The organism is Microbacterium sp. ABR10 (assembly GCF_057812175.1).
Genome location: NZ_CM173821.1, coordinates 2,682,292 through 2,701,656 on the forward strand (window position 1 = coordinate 2,682,292; position 19,365 = coordinate 2,701,656).

The following is a 19,365-nucleotide window of genomic DNA, read 5'->3' on the forward strand; positions in this document are numbered from 1 at the left end:
CTCCGTGCGACCCCGCACGTCTCAGGGCGTCAGACGCTCCACCGTGCGCGGACGCACGAGCGTCCACAACGCGATCACGCCGATCACGGCGCAGCCGACCATGACCGACGCCATCGTGGTGGCGGTGATACCGGAGCCGGTTGCGAGCAGTCCGACGAGCGGTGAGATGACACCCGCGACGCCGAAGTTGGCGGCACCGATGATCGACTGCGCCGTACCCGCCGCCTTGCCGTGCCGGTCGAGCGCGAGCACCTGCGCGCAGGGGAAGGTGAACCCGCACGCGGTCATGAAGAAGAACAGGGGGATGATCGTGCCCCAGAGGCCCAGTCCGAGCTGGTCGGTGAGCACGATCGTTCCACCCGCGAGCACCAGCACCGCGGTCGACACCGCGAGCACCCACTGCGGCCCGAAGCGGGCGGCGAGGCGCGACGCCACCTGCACACCCACGACCACGCCCACCGAGTTGGCGGCGAACAGCACGCCGTACTGCTGCGGGTTGAAGCCGTACGTCACCTGGAAGAGGAACGAGGATGCCGAGAGGTACGAGAACAAGCCGCTGAAGGCCATCGCGCCGATGACGAGCACGCCGATGAACACCCGATCGCGGAAGACGCTGCCGTAGCGCTGCCAGACGGTCGTGGCGCCCGGGCCGCCGCGGCGAGCCGGCGGCAGGGTCTCGGGGATGAAGATGATGGCCGACACGAGCATCACGAAGCCGTAGATCGCGAGCACCACGAAGATCCCGCGCCAGTTCATCACCAGCAGGAGCGCCGAACCCGCCAGCGGCGCAAGCACGGGAGCGACGCCCGAGACCATCGCCATGCGCGAGAGCATGACGACCAGGCGGCGGCCACCGAACAGGTCGCGGATGATGGCCGCGGCCACGACGCCACCGGCGGCGGCGCCGGCGCCCATCAGCACGCGAGCGACCGAGAGGGTGCCCAGGGTCGGTGCGAGCGCTGCGAAGACGCTGGCGGCCACGTGCAACGCGGTGACCGAGAGCAGGGGCAGTCGCCGCCCCACCTTGTCGCTGAGGGGTCCGACGATGAGCTGCCCGAGGGCGAAGCCGATCATCGTGCCGGTCAAGGTGAGCTGAATGGCCGCGGCCGTGGTCTGGAAGTCGGCCTCGAGCACGGGGAACGCCGGCAGGTACAGGTCGATCGTGAACGGACCGAGGGCGGTGAGCGCGCCGAGCAGCACGATGTACAGCACCCGCCGCGACGACGGGATGGCGTCGCCCGGATGCAGCACGATCGGCGCAGTGGCCGGGTTCTTACCCAGCGTCCGGATGGCCCCGGTGGTGGTGGGGGCGGGGCGCGAGGGCGCCGTGGAGGGAGTGATGACGGGGTGGGAGGAAGTATCGAGCACGCGTCTGGTTTCGTTTCGTCACGCCGGACAGCCCGACGCTGTCGGGCTGAGAAAGTGGGGGGATCATCGAACCTCGAATCGATTCGACATCGTCATACTATCGCGACTCCCCCGCCTGCCACCATCCCGGCTCGGGGGTTCCTCCCAGGCCATCGGCCCATTCGCCCGAATAGGCTGGACGTGTCGGCGGACGCCGATGTGTCCCGCCCCGAAGAGAGACAGAACACAGCGCATGACCTCCCCCTCCGATAAGCGAGCGAGCGGCAACCCCGCCAAGCAGGCTCAGATCGACCTCACCGTCAAGCAGCAGCGCGAGCAGAAGCGCCAGGAGAAGCTGGCCGAGTACCAGAAGCAGGTGGCGCGTCGTAAGCGCGGCAAGCTCGTGTGGTGGGTCGTCGGCTCCGTGGCATCCGTTGCTGTGATCGGTCTGGTCGTGGCATCCTTCGTCTTCGCCCCCGCTCCCGCTCCCAGCTACGAGGCGGGCAATTCCACGGGGCAGGAGATCGGCGGCGTGGAGACCTTCGAGAACCGCTCCGACCACGTGCAGGGCACGGTGACGTACGAGCAGAACCCGCCCGCCGGTGGCCCCCACAACCCGTACTGGCTCAACTGCGGTGTCTACACCGAGCCCCAGGCGAACGAGAACGCGGTGCACTCGATGGAGCACGGCGCCATCTGGGTCACCTACGATCCGGCACGCGTCGACGAGGCCGGTATCGACGCCCTGAAGGCCGTGATGCCCTCCAGCTACGTCATCCTCTCGCCGTACTCCGGTATGGACACCGCCGTCGCGGTCAGCGGTTGGAACCACCAGCTCAAGGTCGACGACCCGGCAGACCCGCGCATCAAGGACTTCTTCACCGAGTTCTGGCGCAGCCAGAACGTCCCCGAGCCCAACGCCTCCTGCTCCGGCGCCATCGACGGACCGGGCAAGGCCTGAGGTGAGCGACGACGCTCCGGCGGCGCGTCCCGCGGTCCGTTGGATCGTCGTCGCGGTCGTGGCCGTCGCGGTTGTGGCCGTGGCCTTCGCGATCGGACGCTTCACGGCGTTCGGCGCGACGGCCGCGCCCGCGCACCCGTCCGAGACCTCGGCCGACGCGGGCTTCGCCCGCGATATGCAGGTGCATCACACGCAGGCCGTGCTCATGGCGATGGAGATCTACCGCAAGACCGACGACGACGAGCTGCGCACCCTCTCGTACGACATCGCGACCGGTCAGGCCGGTCAGCGCGGCGAGATGTACGGGTGGCTCGTCGAGTGGGGCCTGCCGCAGGCGTCGAGCCAACCCCTCATGACGTGGATGGAAGCGTCGGGCGAACACAGCCACGGCGACACCGCGGCGCTCACGCAGGAGCAACTGCTCGCCGAGATGGGAATGGCCTCGGACGCCGAGCTCGATGAGCTCAGCGCTCTCCAGGGCCAGCCCGCCGACTGCCTGTTCCTCGGCCTGATGATCCGCCACCACCAGGGCGCGATTCCCATGGCGCAGGCCGTCATCGAGCTCGGCGACGACCCGCGGGTGAAAGAGGTCGCTGGCACGATCGTCAGCGGGCAGTCCGCCGAGATCGACGCGATGACCGACATCCAGTCGCGCCTCGGCTGCAGCGCCTGACCCGCCCACGGCGTCGGCCTCCGCGGCCCCGGTTCGTCGCCCGCGCGTCCGCGGTGCAAGACGCCCCGCCCCTTCACGCATAAACACGATTCCTGCGCAGAAACACTGCGCCACCGTGTTTATGCGCACGGATGCCGTTATGCCTGCCCCAGCCGCTACGGCCCGCCGCCGGCCGCGCGGGCGCCGCAAGCCGCAAGCCGCGCGCCGCAAGCCGCGCGCCGCACAAACACGATCCCTGCGCAGAATTACTGCGCCACCGCGTTTATGCGCACGGATGCCGTTTACGCCTGCCCCAGCCGCCACGGCCCGCCGCCGGCCGCGCGGGCGCCGCAAGCCGCAATCCGCGCGCCGCAAGCCGCGCGCCGCGCGCCGCACAAACACGATCCCTGCGCAGAAACACCGCGCCACCGCGTTTATGCGCACGGATGCCGTTTATACGGGCGTAAGACCGGTCGAAGCCGCCGCGTCGGAGCCAGTTGGGGAACCGCCTGGCGCACACGTCGGAGCTCGTCGGCGGTACCGCCCCGAGCACACGTCGGCACCCGGCGCGGAGCACCGCACACGCGAAGGGCGCGGCATCCCCTCGGATGCCGCGCCCTTGGCGTGTAGTCGCGCCTCAGCCCTTCGTCGCGCCCGCCAGCAGACCGCGCACGAAGAAGCGCTGCAGCAGGAAGAACACGATCAGCGGCACGAGGATCGAGATGAACGTTCCCGCCGACTGCAGGAACCACTGGTCGCCCCAGGTTCCCGACAGAGAGTTCAACGACTGCGTCAACGGGAGAGAGGACGATGGCGCGAAGATCGTCGCCACCAGCAGGTCGTTCCAGACCCAGATGAACTCCAGCACCGCGAACGAGGCCAGGGCGGGAGCAGCCAGCGGCAGGATGAGGCGGAAGAACACCTGCCCGTGACCGGCGCCGTCGACGCGCGCGGCCTCGATGACCTCGGCCGGGATCTCTGCGATGAAGTTGTGCAACAGGAAGATCGCCAGCGGCATCGCGAAGATCACGTGCGCGATCCACACGGTGGCGAAGCTGTGCTCCACACCGCGCAGGTCGAAGCCCGGGAAGATCGTGACGTCGTTGATGGTCAGTCCTCGCGAGAACAAGCTGAGCAGCGGCACGAGTGCCATCTGCAGCGGCACGATCTGCAGCGCGAAGATGAAGATGAAGAAGAAGTTGCGACCCTTGAAGTCGATCCAGGCGAAGGCGTACGCGATGAGCGAGGCGATCGCGAGGGCGAAGAGCACGACCGGGATCGTGATCGCCAACGAGTTCAGGAACGACTGCGCCAACGTCAGGGCGGTGCCGCCCGATGTGAGTGCGAGGCGGTAGTTGTCCAGCGTGAACGCCGGGTCGACGAAGACCGTCCACCACCCGGTGGACTGCGTGTCGGATCCGGGACGGAACGACGTGATGAAGAGACCGAACGTCGGGATCGTCCAGAAGAAGGCGATCACGACGGCGGCGATCGTCGCGCCCTTCGAGGTCAGGCGCTTGCGCGCCATCGCCTCGTGCTTGCGCGTGTCGCGGGCGACCTGACGCGCGGTGCGGGTGTCGGTCGTGGGTTCGAGCACCACGGTGGAGGTGGTCATCGCACTTCCCTCTGCTTCCGGATCTGGCGCACGTTGAAGATGATCAACGGCAACACGAAGACGAACAGCACCACGGCCAGCGCCGCGGAGTGTCCGTAGCTCTGGAACCGCTGCTGCTGGTTGACCATCTCGAAGGCGAGCACGGTCGAGTCGTTACGACCGCCGGTCATGACGGCGACGATGTCGTAGATCTTCAGCGCGCCGATGGCGATGGTGGTGAGCACCACGATGAGCGAGGAACGGATGCCGGGGACCGTGACGTTGATGAACCGCTCCCAGGCGCTCGCGCCGTCGAGCTCGGCTGCTTCGTTCTGCTCCGGCGGCACGGCCTTGATGGCGGCCGAGAGGATGACCATCGCCAGGCCCGTCTGGCTCCAGATGAACACGACCACGAGCAGGAGGGTGTTCACCAACGGCGCCGCCGACAGCCACGAGATCGGCTGCCCGCCGAAGGTGGTGACGATGGCGTTCAGGATGCCGAGCTGGTCGCCCTGGCGGAAGTCGTAGACGAACTTCCAGATGATGCCGGCACCGACGAACGAGATCGCGAAGGGCATGAAGATGAGCACCTTGAGGTACTTCTCCCCCGCGGCGCGGTCGATGAAGACGGCGTACGCGAGACCGATCGCCGTCGCGATGGTCGGCGCGAGCAGCACCCAGATGAGGGTGTTGATGACCGACCAGAACCCTTCGGGGTTCGTGAAGGTCCAGATGTAGTTCTCCAAGCCGACGAAGTTCTCACCGGTCTTGTCGAAGAACGACTGGAAGAAGGTCGTGATCGCCGGGTACACCAGTCCGAGCAGCAGGAGTATCGCCGCGGGAGCGGCGAACAGGATGAGCTGGAACAGGTAGCCCGCGCCCTGGCGGGAGCGGTAGTCGGCGTAGAACAGGATCGCCCCGAGGAGGATCGCGATGCCCAGCACGTAGATGACGGCGTTCTGGTAGGGGCGCAGCAGCATGAATGCCAGCACGGGGATGACGAAGCACGCCGCCAACCGCAGCCAGAAGTATCCCTTGCCGGATCGCGGCGCGTATTCGATGAGCAGCAGCAGGATGCCGACGACGGCACCGAACGCCACGAGGACGAGCGGGATCTGCACGATGGGGCTGAGACCGCCGAGCCAGATGAAGAAGCTGTTGAGCGAGAACCCGAGCGTGGTCGGCCTGGTCTCCGCCGGCGCGCGGGTGACCATGAAGAGGAAGAGGGCCACCGCCAGGATGAGGCCGACGAGGACCACGAGCAGCGTGGTGCGATGAGTGGCCGCGGAGCCGCGTGACGCGGGCTTACCCCGTCCCGTCGGCGGTGGCGACGCCGCCGGCGTCGTCTCCGCGTTCTTGATGTCGGTCATGACGTCCCTCCCGAACACGTCTTCGTGCTCATCGATCAGTGCCCGGATGCCGCGTCGGGCAGGTTAGAAGTATGGACCGGATGGGCCGCCCGCGCACCGCGGGCGGCCCATCGATCGGTCACATCGATCAGTTGTTGTAGCCGGCCTGGATGTCGCTGAGCACCTGGTCGGTCGGCGTACCGTCGATCCAGCTGACCATGCCCTTCCAGAACGAGCCCGAGCCGACGGTCGCCGGCATCAGGTCAGAGGCGTCGAAACGGACCGTGGTGCTCGGGTCTTGCAGCGTCTGCATCGCCTCCGTGAGGAACTCGCTCGAGGCGAGCGACGGGTCGGCTCCCTTGTTGGCGGAGATCACGCCGCCGAGCTTGACGCGGGCGTCGGCGAACTCGGGCGTCGACATGAACTCGACGACCTTCTGCACGCTCTCGTCCTCGGAGAAGGCCGCGACGAACTCGCCGCCACCCTCGACCGCGAGCTCACCCTCGGTGACGCCCGGGGTCAGGAACGCGTAGACGTCTCCGTCGGGCGCGATGGTCGGGGTCTGACCGGCCGCGTTGGTGACCGTCAGGAAGTTGGCCGAGAGGAACGACGCCTGGTGCGTCATCGGGCAGCTACCGTCGGCGACCTTCGCGGCGACGTCGGCGAAGGCGGTCGAGTTGATGCTGCTGACGTCGCCGAAGCCGGCGTTGACGTACGCAGGGTTGAGCAGGATGTCGCCCACCGCGTCGAAGGCCGCCTTGATCTGCGGGTCGGTGAATGCTACCTCGTTGGCGACCCACTGGTCGTAGACGTCGGGGCCCGAGAGACGCAGCACCATGTCTTCGACCCAGTCGGTGCCCGGCCAGCCCGAAGCGGCGTCGGAGGCGAAGCCGGCGCACCACGGGGCGGCGCCGGTCTTCTGCTGGATGGTCGCGGTGAGGGTCATGAGCTCGTCGAGCGTCTTGGGGATCTCGACGCCCCACTCGGCGAACTTCGCCGGCGAGTACCAGATGTAGCCCTTGAGGTTGGCGAGCATCGGGGCGGCGTAGAACGTGCCGTCCTCGGTGCCGTACGACTTCCAGTCCTCGCCCCAGTACTCGTCGACGTTCGCCGAGACGGCGTCGGAAGCCGGCTGCACCTCGTTGGTGCCGATGAGGGTCTTCAGCAGACCCGGCTGCGGGACGATCGCGATGTCGGGGGCGTCGCCACCCGAGACCTTCGTGACGATGTTGCCTTCGAAGCCCTTGTCACCGGTGTAGACGACCTCGATGCCCGTGTCCTGCGTGAACTGCGCGAACGTCTCGTTCAGCGCGTCGGCCTCGGTGCCGGTGATTCCGCCGGAGATGCGGACCGTGGTCGCGCCCCCACTCGATCCGCTCGTGCCGCCACTGTCGCCTTCGGCGCAGCCCGCGAGCGCGATCGCACCGATCGCCAGCAGCCCGACGGGCGCCAGCATGCGAGTCCGCTGTGACATACCCATGTGGTCTCTCCTCTTTGAGTTCTATGGTGCATCGGATCCAGTAGGGAACCGATTCCAGGCAACCGTAGAGGCAATTCACAAGAGTCGCAACCAGCGTCAGGTCACGAACCGATAACTGGCGTATTTCCGCCGCCCACATCGTGCACGCGCCCCCGGAACCGGTTCCACTTTGCCGCGATGTTGGATACTCTTCTCGACGTCGACACGGACGTCGACCCATCACGAGGAAGTCCACGCATGAGCGGAATCGCTGAGGTGGCACGCCTGGCCGGCGTGTCCAAGTCGACCGCCAGCCGCGCCCTCACCGGCGGCGGCTACGTCTCCGACGGCACGCGCCGACGCGTCGCCGACGCGGCGGCATCCCTGGGATACGTCCCCTCCACGAGCGCGGTGAGCCTGGCCACCGGCCGCACGCGCACGATCGCGCTGATCGTGCCCAAGGTGAACCGGTGGTACTTCGGGGCGATCGTCGAGGGCGTCGAACGCACCCTCATCCCGCTCGGCTACGACGTGACCCTGTACGTTGCCGAACCCGGCTCGAACGACCGGGAGAGCCTGTACTCGACCTACCTGGCACGCAAGCGCTTCGACGGCATCATCGCGGTCGCCCTCGAGCCCGACGACGCCGACCTCGAGCGCCTCGCCAACATCGGCAAACCCGTCGTCAGTATCGGAAACGCCCTCTCCGGCGTGCCGACGCTCGGGCTCGACAACATCGCGATCACCCGCATCATCACGCAGCACCTGATCGCACTGGGGCACACCGACATCGCCTTCGTGGGCAGCACTCCCCCGACGGACGCCCCTGCGAAAGACGTCGACGAGCGCTCCATCGGGTATCGCAACGCAATGAACGACAACGGCCTGGCCGTGCGTATCCGAAACGTCCCCTCCACCCTGACCATCACCGATGCGTACGCCGCGGCGGCCTCCTTCCTCGCCGACGCGGCGTCGCGTCCGACGGGGGTGGTCGCCGCGTGCGACGAGGTCGCGATCGGCGTGATCATCGCGGCACGGCGCATGGGGATCTCGGTGCCGACCGAGCTGAGCGTCGTGGGCATCGACGGGCACGATTACGCCGAGATGTTCTCCCTCACCACGGTCGAGCAGTTCCCCCTGGCACAGGGCATCGCCGCGACACGCATCCTCGTCTCCCTGATCGAGGGCACCGGCGACGCCCCCCGTCGCACCGAGGCCGAGACGCGCCTCGTCGTGCGCGCGTCCACCGCGCCCCCGCGCTCCGCCTGAGACGACGGAGACCCCGGATGCCACGGCGTCCGAAGCCCCTCGTGCGAGACGACGAAGACCCCGGATGCAACGGCATCCGGGGTCTCCGCATCGTTTCGGATCAGTCGCTCTGGCGTACCGCCCGGCGACGCGCGAGCACGCCGAGCCCGAGCAGCGCGAGCGCTGCGAGGAGGCCGGCACCCATCCAGCCCGTGTCGGTACCGGTCATGGGGAGCGAGCCACCCGTGCCCGGTGTGCCGCCCTGGCCCCCGCCGCTGCCCGTGCCGGAGCCCGCGCCAGAGCCCGGACCGTCGCCGCCCGCGAGCGCGCCGACCTGGATCGGAACCGTCACGTCGGTGCCGCTCGGCTGTGCGCTGAGCTGCAGCACGACCTCGCCCGTGGCGTCGGCGGGAACGCCGAGGGTGACCGTCGCCGCACCGTTCACGACGGGGAAGTCCGCGGCCGCCCGCGCCCCGGCTGCCGGACCCCACGTCGCCGACAGCGACGTGTTGGCCGGAGCGCCGAGCGAGGTGAGGTCGAGGTTCGAGACAGCGACGGTGACGTCGCCGCCCGGCTCGACCTCGGCGGGCACACCCGAGACCTGCACCGCACGCGCGGTGAAGTCGGGGGTGAGGCCGGGGTTCGCCTCGAGATAGGCGATCCACCCGTCGCGGTCGATGAGGCCGGAGTCGCGCGTGTCGGCGCCCTGTCCGAGGACCGCGAAGGCGTCACCGCCCTGCAGGAGGAAGCTGAACGAGCCGACCCGGTACGTCGCCGCCGGGTCGACGGGAGCCCCGTCGATCCAGATGCCGGTGATGCGCTGACCCGCGCCCCGTGAGACGTCGTACGTGACGCGCACGTTCTCCGAGACACCGAGGGCGAGGTCGCGGTCGCGGCCGGCAGTGTCACCCCACTGCTGCTCGAGAGCGAGTCGCAGCTGTTCCCCGGTCAGGGTGGTGGTCCACAGGTTGTTCACGAACGGCAGCACGGCGTTCGCCTCGGCCAGTGTGATGACCCCGTCGCCGGCGTACAGGAGTTCGGCGCGCAGACCGCCCGGGTTGACCAAGGCGATCTCGGCCCCGCCGCGCGCGGGGTCGGCGAGGGTGTCACGCAAGGCATCGGCGACCAGGCCACCGAGTGCCGACTGCTTCGAGCGGTCGTCGCGCTGGCCGCCGGTGTAGACACCGTCGACGTACGAACCGCCCCGGAAGGCCGTGGTGATGTCGGCGGTGACCGACCCCACGGGCTGAGCACCGACTCGGTCGGCCTCGGTGCGCGCGAGCTTCACGATACGGTCGACCTCTTCCACGCGCGGGTAGGTGGCGATCAGCTCGGCATCCAGGGCAGCGCTGTTCGCGGCGGTCTGCTCGGGATTGTTCGGCACGGTCGCCGCGGCGAGGCGCGGCACGTTGCGCGCGGAGTAGTCGACAACCTCGCCGTTCTCCTCGTCGACGGTCAACACGATCTCTCCGATGTTCTCGCCGTAGCTCCCGGTCTGAACGATGGGGCGTGTCCCCTCACCGCCCGGGATCGGGGCGTTCCACGCGTACTTCTGGTGGGTGTGACCGGTGAAGATCGCGTCGACCGCGGCATCCGTGTCGTTCACGATCTTGGCGAAGGCGCCGCCGGCGGCCACCGCTTCTTCGATCGTCTCGCCCGTGGAGTCGCCTTCGGCGGCGCCCTCGTGGTACTCGGCGACGATGACGTCGACCTGGTCCTTGATCTCGGCGACGACGCGGTTCACCTCGGCCACGGGCTCGCGGAACTCGATGCCCTCGATACCGCCGGGCGAGACGAGCTGCGCCGTCTCCTGCGTGACGGCGCCGATGACGCCCACGCGCACCCCGTCGACCTCGAAGATCGCGTACTCGTCGAGCAGTGGCCGCCCGTCCTTGTAGACGTTCGCCGCGAGGTACGGGAAGTCGGCGGAGTCGGACACGCGCCCGGTGAGGTCGGCGGCGCCCTTGTCGAACTCGTGGTTGCCCGCGGCGGATGCCGCCAGCTCGAGCGCGTTCAGCACCTCGATGGTCGGCTCGTCGTCGAAGTACGCCGAGGCGAACAGCGACGCCCCGATGTTGTCGCCATTGGAGAGGAACAGCGTGTTGTCCTCACCGGCTTCGGCGCGTAGTTGCTCGATGGTGCCGGCGAACTTCACCGTGTTGGCGTCGATGCGACCGTGGAAGTCGTTGATGCCGAGCAGTTTGACCTGTGTGACGCCGAGATCGAGCCCGACGACGACCGGGTCGTGGTCGCTGGAGCGGTAGGGCGAGGCCTCGTAGAAGTTCAGCACGTTGTAGTTGAAGCGGCTGTACTCGAGGGCGAGCGCCTCGACGGCGTTGATGCTCCAGATGTCGGTACCGGTGACGAGCTCCCGTGCCGACGGCGACGCCAGCACGTGGTCGAGCGAACCGGACTGACCGCTGAACGAGTACGAGTACTCGCCCGTGCCCGCTTCGAGGGGCTCGAAGCCGTACTCGCGGAGCTTCTGGATCGGGTCCTCCTGCGTGTACGCGTTGAAGTCGCCGAGCAGGAACACCTCGTCGGTGCCGACCTCGGCCGCGCGGGCTTCCGCGAACTTCCCGAGGGCGTCCGCCTGGCGCACGCGGTCACCGTTGAAGGCACCCTGGACGCCATTGGCGTTGTCACCGGTGGCGGCGGGACGACTGTCGCCCTTGGACTTGAAGTGGTTCACGATCGCGAGGATCTTGGCATCCGGAGCGGAGACCGGGGCGAAAGCCTGCGCGAGCGGCTGACGAGCATTGCGGAATGCCGGGTCATCGAGGATGACGCTGTCACCCGACGGCGCGACGACGGCCTTCTTGTAGATGAAGGCGGTGCGGATGACGTCTTCGGATGCCGGAAGCACGGCGGCCGAGGGAACGAACGCCCACTCCGACGAGCCGAGCGCGGCGTTGAGCGCGTCGACGAGGGTCGACAGCGCCTCATCGCGGTCCTTGCCGAAGGCGGCGGAGTTCTCGATCTCTTCGAGCGAGACGACATCGGCACCGAGTCCGTTGATCGCCGCGACGATCTTGTCCTGCTGACGTTGGAGGTTCTCGGCGTCGGCGGCACCACGGGGTCCCGGAGCGGGGCACGTGTCGGCCGTGATGGGGTTGCCCTCGCGGTCCTTGTACGTCGAGGTGCAACCGACGTTCTCGGCGGTGGTCGTGAAGTAGTTGAGCACGTTGAAGCTCGAGATCTTCACGTTTCCGCCGACGTCCTCAGGCGCCGCGGTGCGGGTGTTCCCGAAAGTCGCCGGCTGCACACCGCCCGCGTTGTCGACGGTCAGCTGCTGCGTCGGCTGGAACTTCCACGCGTTGTTGCGGAAGTCGAGGATGATCGGCGTCTCGAACGACACGGGGGCACCGACGCGCACCGGCTCGGTGAGCGAGACGTACGGCAGCGGGATGCCCTTGTTGGCGTCGTTCAAGAAGTTGATCGACGCACCATCGTCGAGGACGACCGCGCGCGCGTTGTTGTCGGCGACGGCCGCCACGTAGGCGGGTGTGTCGGGGCGCGCCACGTCGGTGGGGGTGCGCAGCGGCGTCACGCCGGCCGCCAGACCCACCTCGGCGTACTGATTGGTCGAGTAGGTGTTGGTGACGGTGAAGTCGCCCTGCGGCTCGAGGAGCATGCCCTCGAAGCGCTCGCGCTCCTCGTCGGTCTTCGGCCATGAGACCTTCGCGGGCTGCACGGCGGCGGCCTGCTCCGTCAGGATGCCGACCGCGGCGCCGTCGGCGGTGATCTGGGTCTGGCCGGCGAATTCGGTCGCCGTTCCCGTGACCTCGACGTGCTGGCCGATCGATACCTTCATGGTGGCGTCGGAACCGTAGACGAAGACGGCGTCGGAGGCGGTGTGGGTGGCCGGGTCGAGCGGGCCCCCGGTGCCGGGTGTCTGGATGTAGAACCCGTTGTATCCGCCGGTCGGGTAGGCGGCGGTGACGATACCGCGCGTGGTGACGACGGCGCCCGCGAGCGGCGTCGTGGCTCCGGTGCCCTGGATGTCACGGATCGGCGTGACCGCGCCGGGGGTGACGGTCGCGGTGGGTGCCGGCGTCGGCGTGGCGGTCGGCGTCGCCGTGGGGGTGGCCGTGGCGGTCGGCGCGGGCGTCGGCGTGACCGCGCCGCCCGAGCCCTGGGGCGTCACGGTGGTGGTGTTGGTGAAGTCGAGGGAGTTGTCGTTCGTGTCGACGAAGCCCGTGCGCACGAGCGCGTTCGCCGTACCGTTGGGGCCGTCGACGGACGCCGCCGTGGTCTCGAAGCTCGCCGCGCCGCCGTATCCGAGGAAGTCGACGACGCGAGTGTCGGCGACGGAGCCCGCGGGCACCGCGAGCGACTCCGCGACGTTGGCGAGGAACAGCTGGCCGGTGGTGCCCGAGGGGTTGAGGCCCCCGCTCGTGATGTCAGCGGCGGGCAGGTCCGCCCCGTTCGCGCCGTTGCCCGGCAGTCCGATGAGGTAATAGCCGCCGGGGGCGATCGACCCGGTCAGCGGCTGCGTGTTCGCACCGGTCGGAGCCACCACGCTGCTCGCGGAGCGATACTGCAGCGACCATCCGCTGAGGTCCTGAGCGGTGTCGCCGGCGTTGTACAACTCGACGAACTTCTGGTTGAAGAAGGCGCCGTTGCTTCCACCCTTCAGGTAGGCCTCGTTGATCACCACCCGGGGGCCGTCTGCGGCGAAAGCCGGGAGCGGAACGAGTGCGGAACCGAGCAGAGCGACGCCGAGGGCGGCGCTCAGCGCGGTCGTGAAGCGGCGTGCGGGTACGCGCGAAGCAGCGTTGGGCATGAGTCTCCAGGTACCGACGCGCGAACGATCGACGTCGGATGGGGGGATCGACGGGGGTTCTCAACGACCGTAAACGATGGGCATACGGTTTTCCCAGGCTTCAACGTTTCGATCTGGTGAACATCGGTCCCTCGACCGGTGAAACCGGGTTCCACGCTGCGCGCACCGTCCAGATCCCGGATGCCACGCCCCGGCGTCGGAGGGCACCGGTGCCGAGCAGCCCCTCAATGTCGCTCCCCCGGCCGCAAACGACGAAGACCCGGATGCCAGCGGCATCCGGGTCTTCGTGTATCGCGTTACCGCGACCGCATGAAGCGTTATTACTTCAGGGTCACCGTGGCGCCGGCACCCTCGAGCGCCTCCTTGGCCTTCTCGGCGGTCTCCTTGTTCGCGCCCTCGAGCACGGCCTTGGGAGCGCCATCGACGACGGCCTTGGCCTCGCCGAGGCCGAGCGAGGTGAGCTCGCGGACGACCTTGATGACCTGGATCTTCTTGTCACCGGCGGCCTCGAGGACGACGTCGAACGAGTCCTTCTCCTCGACCTCTTCGGCGGGGGCGGCGCCACCGGCGGCGGGGCCGGCGACGGCCACGGGGGCGGCAGCGGTGACGTCGAAGGTCTCCTCGAACGCCTTGACGAACTCGGACAGCTCGATGAGCGTGAGCTCCTTGAACGCGTCGAGCAGCTCTTCGGTGCTGAGCTTAGCCATGTTGTATCTCCTTGATCGGGTTAATCAGCCGGGCCGGGTCAGGCCGCGGTGTCCTGCTTCTCGCGCAGCGCGTCGACCGTGCGAACGGCCTTCGACGGAAGCGCCTGGAAGACGTATGCCGCCTTGGTCATCGTCGCCTTCATCGCACCGGCGAGCTTCGCCAGCAGGACTTCACGGCTTTCGAGATCGGCGAGCTTGTTGACCTCATCCGCGGTCAGAGCGGCGCCATCGAAGTAGCCGCCCTTCACCACGAGCTGAGGGTTAGCCTTGGCGAAGTTACGCAGGCTCTTCGCGACGGCGACGGGGTCGCCGTGCACGAACGCGATGGCAGACGGGCCCTTGAGCTCGTCGTCCAGTCCCGTGACCCCCGCGTTGGACGCGGCGATCTTGGTCAGCGTGTTCTTCACCACGGCGTAATCCGCGTCCTGACGGATGTCGTTGCGCAGCTGCTTGAGCTGGGCAACCGTCAGACCGCGGTACTCGGTCAGCAGAACGGCGGTCGAGTTCTCGAAGTTCTTCGTGAGCTCGGCGACCGATGCATCCTTCTGCGCCATGGCCACTCCTTGTGTGTACGAGGCGCTCCGCGATGACGGGGCGCCAGCCGAAGACACCGGGTCTGGGCAAAAAGAAGAGCTCCGGCGCAGGCGCACGGAGCTCGGATTCCCTTTCGGGAGGAGTTCAAGTGACCTGCGTAGGTTCTCTGCTTCTCAGCAGACGCTTCGACCGGAGTGCGAGCACTCCGATAACCGACGGTCTTTGGCTTGACGTCCACTGTACCCGACGCCCGCCCCCTTCGCCAATCCACCCGCACCCCGCCCGCCGCCCCTCCGCCCGGCCCGCTGGCCCGCCGGCCCGCTGGCCCGCTGGCCCGCTCCGCGATGCTCGAGCGCCGAGAACGCATCGCTTCGTCGAGGACGCATCCGATCGACGCCGAACGGATGCGTCCTCGGCGACCGACTACGTCCTCGCCGATCATCGCGGCGGCTTCACCCCAAACGCAGCCAGGCGGGCGGCGAGCGCCTCCGGCGAGGCAATGTAGGCGAAGCCGCCGCGACACAATCGCCATTGCGTGACACCGCGGATCCAGTCTTCGCGTCGCTTCTCGTCCAGGACGACGTCTTCGACGGAACGACCTCCGCGGAGGGAGGGGTCCCGGTACTTCACCTCGCCGTCGAACTCCCAGAACGTCCGCACGTCGCGCAGCGCGATGTCGACGAAGTACGTGGAACCCCGCGGGCCTTCCACCGCCACCTGCAGGTCAATATCGCGGAACCCGAGCCGGTGCAGTTGCAGTCTGCTCACACTCTCGCCAGGCAACTCCGCCCTTCCATCGGCGAACTCGACGACCCAGCCAGCCTCGCGCACCCCGCGACGCCCCCGTGCGCACGCGACGCGCTCGCGCATGGCGTCACGCCAGAGGGTCTGCGCGTCGGAGTCGAACCGCCGGCCGTGCACAGCGACGCGACGAAGAGCCCCATCGGCGCAGCTCAACGCCACCTCCCGCGCCTCGGTGCAGGCGATGTCGAAGACCGTCCGCCCGAGCGAGGTGCAGCGGATCCCATCGACGACGACGACATCCTCGGGGTCGAGGGCGCCGGTGTGTCGGCGCAGTGCGCGACCGCTCGGTGGATGGGCGGGGCGTGGCACAATCGCGTGCACGGGCCCGCCGGGGAAGCGGTAAAGCGGCAGACCGTAGAGGACGGCCGCCGAGAGGTGGGAGACCACCCCAACGGCATCACGCGCCCTGCGGACAGCGGCGAGGATCGCGAAGCGGTGGCGATCGGCTGGCCGGGCCGCTGCCCATTCGTCGCGGGCGATGTACACCCCGGGCTCGATTCGTGACCACGCGCCGCCGACGCCGGCCTTCCTGAGCTCCGATTCCGAAACACCGCGCTCGCGCAGTTCCGATCTGGAGAAGAGCGACCGACGAGCGTGTTCGATCGGTGATTCCGCCTGCATGCGTCCACCCTGCCGACTCCGACATCCGGGCGTCGGCGTCTTTCCACAGGCGCGCGCGGGAGCAGGCCCACCGACCCTCGCGAGGACGCACTCGATCGACGAAGACGCATCGCCTGGGCAACGATTGCGAGCGTCCTCGGCAATCGCGTGCGTCCCCACCGGACCACCGCTACCACCCGCGCCCCGCCGAATCGCGGCCACCACGTTCGCGTTCCGCCGAGGCCGTGGGCATCCCGGCCGGCAAGCCGGACTCCCCAGCGTCAGGACACGCGCGGCTCCGGCAGCAGCGCCCGGGTCATGCGCACGATCCGCGACGGTGTGCGTGCGCCCAGCCAGACCGTGCAGACCGGGTCGTCGCCGCAGGCCCACTCGGCGCACCACGCATGGATGGCCTGCGCGAGACGTTCGCCGCGCGGGCGGAGCCCGCCGTCGAGCGACCGATCGAGCCAGCTCACCCGCCCCTCGCGCGCGTCGATGACGCCGACCTGGTCGGATCCGCGCACCTCCACCAGCACCGTCACGTGCGCGGAGGGCGACAGGGCGGCGGCGATGCGGCGCATCTCGGGCAGGTTATGCGCGTCGCCGCCGAGCAGCACCGCTCCCTCGAGATCGCACCAGCGGCCGCCGTCGGGGCGGCGCAGCGAAGCGGCATCCGGAGTCATGCCCCTCAACTTAGGGCACCCTTACCTGCACCACAAGACCCCGGATGCCGACGCGCCGAGGTTCGCATCCGGTCCACGCGCGAGCGGGGTTAGGGTCGAACGCATGTCCCCCGAGTTCGTCGCCTCCCGAAGCGCCGACCTCGACGCACGGATCGTCGCCGACTCCCGCGATCGGGTGGCCTGGATCCGCGCGCGGTCCCGCGGGATCACCGCCACCGATGTGGCGACCCTGACCAGCCCGAACGCGATCTCCCGAGCGGCGGATGCCAAGCTCATGGGCTCGAACTTCTCCGGCAACGCCTTCACCGCCCACGGTCGTCGGCGCGAACCCGAGATCGCCGCCTGGGTCGCAGCGACGCACGGCATCCGCCCCTCCTCCGCGCTGTACCACGCGGTCGTCGAGAAGCGTCACCTCGCCACCCCCGACGGCGTGGTCGTCGACGGCGAAGGACGTGTGGTCCTCGCCGAGATCAAGACCACCAACAAGGCGTGGCGCTCGATCCCCCGCACGTACATGAGGCAGATCTGGTGGCAGCAGCACGTGCTCGGCGCCGAACGCACTCTCGTGGCATGGGAGCAGCACGACGGTTTCGTGCCCCTGCACGACGAACCCCGCTGCCAGTGGATCGACCGCGACGAGCGCGAGATCAGCAAGCTCGTGAATCTGGCGACGTCCCTCATCGACGAGCTCTACCGCCGCACGATGCAGGCGCGTCAGCCGCGCCCCGAGCCCGTGCGGCCGGAGCCCACCGAGAGGTACCGCGCCCTCGCGCTCCTCGATTAATAGTTGACGCAAGTCAAGCATTCGGCGTATCGTTGACATCAGTCAACTAATCGCGCCACCGTCGTCGCGGCATCCGTCCCCCACGTGGAGTTCCGCATGACAACCGTTTCCCCCGAGACCGCCGCCCCGCGGCGTGTCCTCCCGGCCCTCATCGGGCTGCTGCTCGGCACCTTCGTGTCGATGCTCGCCTCGACGGTCGTCTCGACGTCGCTGCCGGTCATCGTGCACGACCTGTCTGGCGATCAGAACGCCTACACCTGGGTCATCACCGCGACCCTCCTCACCACAGCGATCTCGACCCCCATCTGGGGCAAGCTCGCCGACCTGTTCAACCGCAAGGTGCTCATCCAGGTCGCGATCGCCATCTTCGTGCTGGCCACCGCCGCCGCCGGGTTCTCGCAGAACACCGAGATGCTCATCACCTTCCGTGCCGTGCAGGGTCTGGGTGCCGGCGGTCTCGCCGCCCTCAGCCAGGTGATCATGGCCGACATCATCAGCCCCCGCGAGCGCGGCCGGTACATGGGCCTCTTCGGTGCGGTCATGGCCGTCGCGACCGTCGGCGGTCCGCTCCTCGGCGGCGTCATCACCGACGCCTTCGGCTGGCGCTGGAACTTCTTCGTCGCCCTCCCCTTCGCCGTTGCCGCCCTGCTCATCCAGCAGCGCACGCTGCACCTGCCGGTCCGTGCCACGCGCAAGGTGAAGATCGACTACGTCGGCATCGTCCTGCTGTCGACCGCGGTCTCGCTGCTGCTCATCTGGGTGACCAATGCCGGCACCTCCTACGAGTGGGCCAGCGTTGAAACGGTGCTCATGGTCGGCGGAGCCGTCCTCGCCGCCGTCCTGTTCGTCATCGTCGAACTGCGCTCCTCGGAGCCGCTCGTGCCCCTCACGCTGTTCCGCGACGCCACCTTCACCCTCGCCACGATCGCCTCCATCGCGACGGGACTGGCGATGTTCGGCACCTCGGTGTTCCTCAGCCAGTACATGCAGATGGCCCGCGGAGCCACGCCGACCGAGGCGGGTGTCATGACCATCCCCATGATCGGCGGGCTCCTGGTGTCCTCGATCGTGGTGGGTGCGCTCATCTCGCGCTTCGGCAACTGGAAGCCGTTCCTCATCGCGGGTGGCGCGCTGCTCATCGCGGGCTCGTTCCTGCTGTCGACCATCCACTACGACACGAACTTCGCCCTCGTCTCGCTCTACATGGCCCTCCTCGGCGCGGGCGTCGGCATGACGATGCAGAACCTCGTCCTCATCGTGCAGAACACCGCCAACCCGGAGCAGATGGGAGCGGCGAGTTCGGGAGTGACGTTCTTCCGCAGCCTGGGCGGCACGATCGGCGTCTCCGTCATGGGTGCCGCGCTCGCCAGCATGGCGACGAGCTTGTTCACCGACCGCGCTGCCGACCTGCAGGCGGCGATCACGGGACTCGGCGCGAACGGCGCCGCGGTGGCCGAGTCGCTGCAGTCGGGCACGATCCCGCAGGTCTCGGCCCTCCCCGAGACCGTCCGTGTCATCGTCGAGGACATCTACGCCCAGGCCATCGCGCACTCGTTCCTCATCGCGGTGCCCGTGGCCGTGATCAGCCTCATCGCCATCCTGTTCCTGCCGAACCGTCCGCTGACCCGCATGACCACGAGCGAGCGCGTCGCGGCCAGCGAAGCCGATCTCGCCACCGTCTCCGTCCCCGCGGCCATGGCCACCCTCTCCGCGACCGGCTCGGTGCGGACCCTGGATGCCGCAGCCGAACGCCGTGCCGACGACGGCGCCCTCGCCGCCACCGGTTCGGTGCCGACCCGGGATGCCGCAGACTCCCGCCGCACCCACCGCGGGGCCGAGATGGGAGAGGATGGCTGA

General features: G+C 68.6%; 14 protein-coding genes. 5 read left to right on the plus strand and 9 right to left on the minus strand.

What is annotated here, in order from left to right; genetic code table 11:
* Positions 1–21: 21 nt before the first annotated feature.
* On the minus strand, positions 22–1,368 hold the full coding sequence (locus ACXKZF_RS12435) for a multidrug effflux MFS transporter (protein ID WP_488984393.1): 1,347 nt from the start codon (positions 1,366–1,368) through the stop codon (positions 22–24).
* 232 nt (positions 1,369–1,600) lie between these two features.
* Between ACXKZF_RS12435 and ACXKZF_RS12440 the strand changes: the two genes are divergently transcribed.
* Positions 1,601–2,308, plus strand: coding sequence for a thioredoxin-like domain-containing protein (locus ACXKZF_RS12440; RefSeq protein ID WP_055956100.1), 708 nt, complete (start codon positions 1,601–1,603; stop codon positions 2,306–2,308).
* A gap of 1 nt (position 2,309) precedes the next feature.
* Positions 2,310–2,981: a DUF305 domain-containing protein gene (locus ACXKZF_RS12445; protein ID WP_488984394.1), complete on the plus strand. Its 672-nt coding sequence runs from the start codon at positions 2,310–2,312 to the stop codon at positions 2,979–2,981.
* A gap of 616 nt (positions 2,982–3,597) precedes the next feature.
* Here the strand turns inward: ACXKZF_RS12445 and ACXKZF_RS12450 are convergent.
* The 3 genes from ACXKZF_RS12450 to ACXKZF_RS12460 form a co-directional block, all read right to left on the minus strand.
* On the minus strand, positions 3,598–4,575 hold the full coding sequence (locus tag ACXKZF_RS12450; RefSeq protein WP_243224231.1) for a carbohydrate ABC transporter permease: 978 nt from the start codon (positions 4,573–4,575) through the stop codon (positions 3,598–3,600).
* Positions 4,572–5,924, minus strand: coding sequence for a carbohydrate ABC transporter permease (locus ACXKZF_RS12455; protein WP_488984395.1), 1,353 nt, complete (start codon positions 5,922–5,924; stop codon positions 4,572–4,574). The genes ACXKZF_RS12450 and ACXKZF_RS12455 overlap by 4 nt, the downstream gene beginning before the upstream one ends.
* Before the next feature lie 127 nt (positions 5,925–6,051).
* Positions 6,052–7,383 carry an ABC transporter substrate-binding protein gene (locus ACXKZF_RS12460; RefSeq protein WP_488984396.1) on the minus strand — a complete coding sequence of 444 codons (1,332 nt, stop codon included), beginning with the start codon at positions 7,381–7,383 and terminating at the stop codon, positions 6,052–6,054.
* A 237-nt stretch (positions 7,384–7,620) separates the two neighbouring features.
* Here ACXKZF_RS12460 and ACXKZF_RS12465 point away from each other — a divergent pair, with 237 nt between their 5' ends.
* Entirely contained in the window at positions 7,621–8,631 is a 1,011-nt protein-coding gene (locus tag ACXKZF_RS12465; RefSeq protein ID WP_055956085.1) for a LacI family DNA-binding transcriptional regulator, read from the plus strand.
* A 100-nt stretch (positions 8,632–8,731) separates the two neighbouring features.
* Here the strand turns inward: ACXKZF_RS12465 and ACXKZF_RS12470 are convergent, their stop codons facing one another.
* The 5 genes from ACXKZF_RS12470 to ACXKZF_RS12490 all read right to left on the minus strand — a co-directional run bounded on the left by ACXKZF_RS12470 (position 8,732) and on the right by ACXKZF_RS12490 (position 16,724).
* The gene (locus tag ACXKZF_RS12470; protein ID WP_488984397.1) at positions 8,732–13,396 is read right to left on the minus strand and encodes an ExeM/NucH family extracellular endonuclease; all 4,665 of its coding nucleotides are present in this window, start codon (positions 13,394–13,396) and stop codon (positions 8,732–8,734) included.
* Between the two features lie 320 nt (positions 13,397–13,716).
* Positions 13,717–14,103: a 50S ribosomal protein L7/L12 gene (gene rplL, locus ACXKZF_RS12475; protein ID WP_055956082.1), complete on the minus strand. Its 387-nt coding sequence runs from the start codon at positions 14,101–14,103 to the stop codon at positions 13,717–13,719.
* A gap of 38 nt (positions 14,104–14,141) precedes the next feature.
* Positions 14,142–14,657 (minus strand): 50S ribosomal protein L10, encoded by a 516-nt coding sequence (gene rplJ, locus ACXKZF_RS12480; RefSeq protein WP_055956078.1) that lies wholly within the window; start codon positions 14,655–14,657, stop codon positions 14,142–14,144.
* A gap of 418 nt (positions 14,658–15,075) precedes the next feature.
* Positions 15,076–16,221 (minus strand): type IV toxin-antitoxin system AbiEi family antitoxin domain-containing protein, encoded by a 1,146-nt coding sequence (locus ACXKZF_RS12485; RefSeq protein ID WP_488984398.1) that lies wholly within the window; start codon positions 16,219–16,221, stop codon positions 15,076–15,078.
* Between the two features lie 101 nt (positions 16,222–16,322).
* Positions 16,323–16,724: an SIP domain-containing protein gene (locus ACXKZF_RS12490; protein ID WP_488984399.1), complete on the minus strand. Its 402-nt coding sequence runs from the start codon at positions 16,722–16,724 to the stop codon at positions 16,323–16,325.
* 103 nt (positions 16,725–16,827) lie between these two features.
* Here ACXKZF_RS12490 and ACXKZF_RS12495 point away from each other — a divergent pair, with 103 nt between their 5' ends.
* On the plus strand, positions 16,828–17,508 hold the full coding sequence (locus ACXKZF_RS12495; RefSeq protein ID WP_055956069.1) for a YqaJ viral recombinase family protein: 681 nt from the start codon (positions 16,828–16,830) through the stop codon (positions 17,506–17,508).
* Between the two features lie 96 nt (positions 17,509–17,604).
* Positions 17,605–19,365: an MDR family MFS transporter gene (locus ACXKZF_RS12500; protein ID WP_055956066.1), complete on the plus strand. Its 1,761-nt coding sequence runs from the start codon at positions 17,605–17,607 to the stop codon at positions 19,363–19,365.